General features: G+C 65.1%; 2 protein-coding genes. Both read left to right on the top strand.

All coding sequences use genetic code 11. The annotated features are described in order from the left end of the window. The first annotated feature begins 114 nt into the window (after positions 1-114). The gene (locus VEC11_RS11940) at positions 115-873 is read left to right on the top strand and encodes an arginyltransferase (protein ID WP_464131522.1); all 759 of its coding nucleotides are present in this window, start codon (positions 115-117) and stop codon (positions 871-873) included. Between the two features lie 155 nt (positions 874-1,028). Next, a partial coding sequence (locus VEC11_RS11945) for a Calx-beta domain-containing protein (protein WP_464131524.1) occupies positions 1,029-6,651 on the top strand: 5,623 nt, incomplete at its 3' end.

The raw sequence follows: 6,651 nt of genomic DNA on the forward strand, positions 1-6,651 counted from the left end.
CAAGCTGACACGGACCGTCGCATCGGGCCCTTGCCGGGGGCGATGGCGCTTCCCAACCGCGCACACGCGGATCATAACCGCAAAGCGGCAATCAGGCCGTCCGGTGGAGTCGAATTGAGCGCACCTTTCCGCTTTCCGCGGTTCTTCGTGACCACGCCCTCGCCTTGCCCCTACATCAAGGGCAAGACCGAGCGGAAGGTGTTCACCGAGCTCAGCGGCCCGCATGCGGGGGAGCTGAACGACGCGCTCGGGCGGATCGGCTTCCGGCGCAGCCAGAACGTCGCCTACCGCCCTTCCTGCCTCGATTGCTCGGCCTGCATCTCGGTCCGCGTCGTCGCCAGCGACTTCCAGCCCAACGCCACCCAGCGCAAGCTGATCAAGCGCAACGGCGATCTCGAGGTCACCGCCTGCAAGCCCTGGGCGACCGAGGAGCAATATGAATTGCTCCGCCGCTACCTCCGCGCCCGTCATCCCGACGGCGGCATGGTCGAGATGGACGAGCACGATTTCAGCGACATGGTCGAGCAGAGCCCGGTCAAGACCTATATCGTCGAATATCGCGAGCCCTCGGTCGACGGCGTGCCGGGCCGCCTGGTCGGTGCCTGCCTGACCGACCAGCAGGCCGACGGCCTGTCGATGATCTACAGCTTCTTCGAGCCCGACGATGCGGGCCGGGCCGGGCTCGGCACCTACATCATCCTTGATCATATCGTCCGCGCCGGCCGCGCTGGCCTGCCCTATGTCTATCTCGGCTATTGGGTCGAGGAGGCCAAGCGCATGGCCTACAAGTCCCGCTTCCGCCCGCTGGAGCGGCTCGGCCCCGGCGGCTGGCGGCGGTTCGATCCGGAGCAGCGCGAGCTGCCGCTGAGCTGACTCCGCGAGGCGGGCGATCATTACGGTAAATCCCGTATTTAGAGTCTTGTAGCCGTCACAAGGCGGCGGCATCCTCCTGCCATCAAAGGGGGGATTCGCTCCTCCGTCGCGTTGCGCCTTCCCGGCGCGCCGTCATCGAACAGGGGGATGCCCTAATGAAATCGAAGCTGCTGGCCTTGCGGCCTGTCGACCAGAACGAGACGGGCTTTCTCGACTCACTCCGCTCGGACCGCCTGATCGCGGGCGCCGCGCACGGCTTCGCCAACCTTGTCTCGTCGTCCCGCCCCCTCTCGCAGCAAGACGTCGGGCCGCTTCCGCAGAACGCGCCGGTTTCGCTGACCATTTCGGGGTCTACATACGGCCAGAATTTTGATGCGCTGTCGAATACGGTCGGCAGCACGACCAACAATCTGAACAACGATCCCCAGCCTTTGCCGGGATGGTTCATGGATGAAGCCGGCGGCGGCGCCCGCGACAATGATCAATATGCCGTAGACGCCGGCGGCTCCACCACCGGCGACACCTTTAGCTACGGCGTTGTCGGCGAGACCGACCGGGCCCTGGGCGAGCTGCGTAGCGGCACGCTCTTCCCCAATTTCGGCGCGGCCTTCACCAACAATACCGGGGCCACCGTCACCGAATTGCTGATCAGCTATGTCGGCGAGCAATGGCGGTTCGGCGGCGTCCACAGCACGGTCGCCGACAAGCTCGACTTCCAGATCAGCTTCGATGCCACCAGCCTCACCACCGGCACCTGGATCAATGTCGACCAGCTCGATTTCAACGCCCCAATCACGACCGGCCTTGCCCGTTCGCTGGTCGGCAACGACGCGGCGAACCGAACCGCTTTGTCGTTCAACATCACCAGCCTGACCATCGCCAACGGCGCGACCTTCTGGATCCGCTGGGTCGATGTCGACGCGACCGGCGCCGACGACGGGCTTGCCGTGGACGATTTCTTCCTGACACCGAGCGCGGCCCCGCCGGCCGGCGAGACCCAGACGGTCCAGTTCAATCCGGTCTCGGTGACCCAGAACGAGGGCAATAGCGGCACCACCGCCTATACCTTCACCGTCACCCGCACCGGCGGGACCACCGGCCAGCTCGATTTTTCCGGAACGATCGCGGCAGGGAGCACGGACGGGACCGATTTCGTCGGCGGTACCGTGCCGACCGTGTTCAGCGGCTCCATCCCCGCCGGGCAGGCCAGCGCGACGGTGACGGTCAACGTCCAGGGCGACGTCACCATCGAGGCCGATGAGAGCTTTACCCTCACCCTCACCACCGCGAGCAACACCGACGGCACCGTCACCACCAACATCGGCGCCAATGACGACGCCACCGGCACGATCACCAACGACGACACCCCGGTGATTTCGATCGCCAATGCCCAGGACACCGAGGTCGATCCGCCCAACACCAAGGACATGGTGTTCATCGTCACGCTCTCGCAGGCGCCGACCAGCGGCTTCGTGACGGTCAATTTCACGACGGTGAACGGCACCGCCCTGGCGACCACCACCGGCTTCGACAACGACTATGTCACGACCACGGGCCAGGTCGTCTTCGGCGTCGGCGAGACCATGAAGGAAATCCGCGTGCCCGTGCGCGGCGACCTCGACGACGAGCCGGACGAATTCTTCAGCATCGTCCTGTCCAATCCCGTCGGCGGCGTGATCGGCACCGGCACGGCCACAGGCACGATCATCGACAATGACGTCACCCAGGCCGTCTCGATCGCGGATGCGGCGATCGTCGAGGGCGACAACGGCGTCACCTATCTTTCCTTCACCGTCAGCCTGACCTTGCCTGCCGCGGGAACGACCACCGTGGATTTCGCCACCGCCGACGGCAGCGCGGTCGCCGGCCAGGACTATCTCGCGCTCAGCGGCCAGCTGAGCTTCGCCGCCGGCGAGACCAGCAAGACGATCCTCGTCCCAGTGATCGGCGACGACATCTCCGAAGCGAACGAGACGCTGACCGTCACCCTATCCAATCCGGTCGGCACCGCGATCGGCGACGGCAGCGCCACCGGCACGATCACCAATGACGACGGCCCGCAATATTTCTCGCTCGCCTCCGGGACTTTCGAGGAACATTGGACCGACACCAGCCGGATCGCCTTCAACGACAATTGGAGCGACGTTCCCTATATCATCGGCTATCTCGGCGACATCGACGCCGCCAGCCCGACGAATGTCGATCCGCGGACGCTGACGGGCCCGGCCTTGGGGGCCGTCGACGTCATCGCCAACCTGAGCGCCACGACCAGCACATCCGGCGGTGTCGGCGAATTTGAGCTCGCCGATCCGACGATCGGCCTTCAGGGCTCCGGCACCGCCGATGCCCCCAGCATCGTCCTCTACATGGACGCCACCGGCCGGGCGGATATTCGCCTTCAGGCCAGTTTGCGCGACATCGACACCACGTCCGACAATGCCGCTCAGCAGGTCAACGTCCAGTATCGGACCGATCCGAACGGCAGCTGGACCAACGTCCCTGGCGGCAATTTCTCGGATGTGACGACGGGCGGCAGCGCCACCCAGGTCACCGCGCTCGACGTCATCCTGCCGCCCGGCGCCAACAATGCGTCGACGCTCGAAATCCGAATCATGACCGTCAATGCGGCCGGCAACGACGAATGGGTCGGCATCGACGACATTATCGTCAGCAGCCAGGTCAGCCAGCCGAGCCTCTCGATCGCCAACGCCGCGGTGTTCGAGGGCGATGCCGGCACCACCCCGATCACCTTCACCGTGACCCGCAACGGCTCCTCGGCCGGCCCGGTCACCGCCAATTATACGGTCAATTTCGGCAGCGGGCCGTTCGATGCGAATGCCGCTGATTTCGTCGCGGGCCAGCTGTTCACCGGCCAGGTCAGCTTTGCCGACGGCGAGACCAGTCAGACCATCACTCTGAACGTCCAGGGCGACCTCAACCCCGAGGGCGACGACAATTTCACGGTCACCTTGTCGAACGTCAGCGGCGGGACCATCGCCGACGGCACCGCCACCGGCACCATCGTCAACGATGACGGCCCGCCGCCGCTGGTGACGATCAACGACGTCACCGTCGTCGAGGGCGATGCAGGCACGGTTCTGATGACCTTCACCGTCACGCGGACCGGAGGCACGGATGCCTTCTCCGTCGACTGGCAGACGGCTGACGGCTCGGCGACCGCGGGCAGCGATTATATTGCAGCCAGCGGGACGGTGAATTTTGCCGCGGGGCAGATGAGCGATACCGTCACGGTCTCGGTCACGGTCAACGGCGACACCGAGTCCGAGCTCAGCGAGACTCTCCAGGTCCTGCTCAGCAACGCCACGAACAACGCGCTGATCACCGACGGCATCGGCATCGGCACCATCGCCAGCGACGATCCGATCTTCATCCATGACATCCAGGGCACGTCCTATTTCAGCCCCATCCTCGCTGCGGAAGGCATTCACAGCTTCAACGTGGCCTCGAGCGCGACCGTCATCGTCCGCGCGGTCGTCACCGCGGTCGACAATGTCGGCCAGCGCCAGGGCTATTACCTGACCGAGGAATTCACCGACTGGGACGGCAACACCTACACGTCCGAAGGCATCTTCGTGATGACCCGCAACGATGCAGGCGTCGGCAACGTCGTCTCGGGCGTGACGGTCGGCGACCTTGTCCAGGTCAGCGCCAATGTCATGGAATATCAGGCGTTCAGCTCGATGCCGCGCACCGTGCTCGTCAACCCGACCGGGCTGTCGGTCATCAGCCAGGGCAATTCGCTGACCCAGCTGACGCTGACGCTCACCAACATGCCGAATGAGGTCTTGACCGGCGTCACCCCCGATTATTTCGATTCCTCTGACGGCGCCGGGGATACGTTCGACGCCTCGGTCTACGCGCTCTCATATTTCGAGGCCGTCGAGGGCATGCTCGTCACCATCCCCGACATGGTCGTCGCCGACGGCTTCGTCTCTACCTCGGGCGGCCGTCCGATCCTGCAGGCCTATTCGCTGGACAGCGCGAACCCCGACCAGATCAACAGCCGCGGCGGTTATACGATCGCCGGCGATCCGCCGATCGGGCCGCCCGACACGCCGGAGACGGGCGACGATACCAATCATGGCGGTCGCCACCTCCATGACGGCGACGTCAATCCGGACGTCATCGAGCTCGATTTCACCGATTTCGCGACCGCGCCTCCGGCGGACCTGTTGCAGAATGCGACGATGGGCGACCTGCTCGGCGACGTCACCGGGATCATCGATTTCGACTTCACCGACCGCAAGCTGTTCGTCACGGGCATGGAGCCGGGCGGCTTCGTCAATGGCGGCATTCCGGAGCGTGAGACGACGGCGCTCGGCGCCGATCCGCGCAGCCTGACCGTCGCCACCTTCAACGTCGAGAATCTCGATGCCCTCGACAATCCCGCCAAGTTCACGGGCCTCGCCGACGCAATCGCCAACAACCTCAAGTCCCCGGACATCATCTGTATCGAGGAAATTCAGGACAATAACGGCCCGGGGGCCGGCAGCAGGGACGCTTCCCTGACCTGGCAGATGCTGGTCGACGCGGTGAACGCCGCCACCGGCAAGCATTATCAGTGGGTGGATGAGGAGCCGAATGGCAGCGAGGGCGGCGAGCCGGGCGGCAACATCCGCGTCGGCTTCCTCTACAATACCGACCGGGTCCAGCTCGGCGACCTCGACGCCAATGCGACCCTGGCCGAGCGCCGCGCCTATACCGACCGGATCGGTGACGGCGTCCGCGACGCGGGCGATCTGATCGCCTTCTCCGATAACATGGTCGGCGGCGGCGAGATCAATCCGAGCGACTGGGCGGGCACCCGCCGCTCGCTGCTCGGCGAGTTCACCTTCAACGGCAACACCGTCTACGTCACCGCCAACCACCTGCCGGCCAAGGGCGGCTCGGGCGAGTTCTGGCAGGTCAACCAGAATCTTGAAACCGGCGACCCTGACAATAGCGGCTGGGCGCAGCGTAATCAGGTCGCGCAGGACATTTATGCCGTGCTCAACCTGATCGAGAGCAGCGGCACCGGCGCCGGCATCGTCGCCGGCGGCGACTTCAATGATTTCTACTTCTACCGGCCTCTCACGACGGTCACCGGTTACACGCTGGCGGACGGCGCGGCACGCGTCGGCGGCACCCGCTTCGACAATCTCACCCTGACCCTGCCGGAGGCCGAACGCTACACCTATACGTTCGACGGCCGGAGCCAGGCGATCGATCACGTCATCGCCAACGGCCTCCTGAGCAACGTCGCCACCTATGACGTCGTTCACATCAATACCGGCTATAATGCCCAGGGGACGGGCCCTGACGCCAGCCCGCGCCTGTCGGATCACGATCCGGGCGTGGCCAGCTTCGACTACCGCGATTTCGCTGAGACGCTGTTGGGAACGGGTGCGGCTGATATCATCAGCGGCTTCGGCGGCAATGACACGATCCTGGCCGGCGGCGGCGACGACCTGCTCAGCGGCGATGCCGGCAACGACCTGATCGACGGCGAGGCCGGCATCGATACTGCCGTCTACCTCGACCCGGACCTCATGTTCACCGATACGGTCCTCGGCTGGGTGATCACGTCCACGGAGGGCAACGATTTCCTCCAGCGCACCGAGATCGTCATCGACGGCACTGGCCAGCGCAACCTGCTGGTGGGGGCCACCGCCTTTGCCGGTCTCCAGGCGGCGCTGGACGAAGCCGTTGCGGACGACAATGTCCGGCTTGCGGCGGGCAGCTATAGCGGCACCTTCAACTATGACGTGACGGGCCTGA

Origin of the sequence: Allosphingosinicella sp. (assembly GCF_035626655.1) — a bacterium.
In the GTDB taxonomy this organism is placed as follows: Bacteria; Pseudomonadota; Alphaproteobacteria; order Sphingomonadales; family Sphingomonadaceae; genus Allosphingosinicella.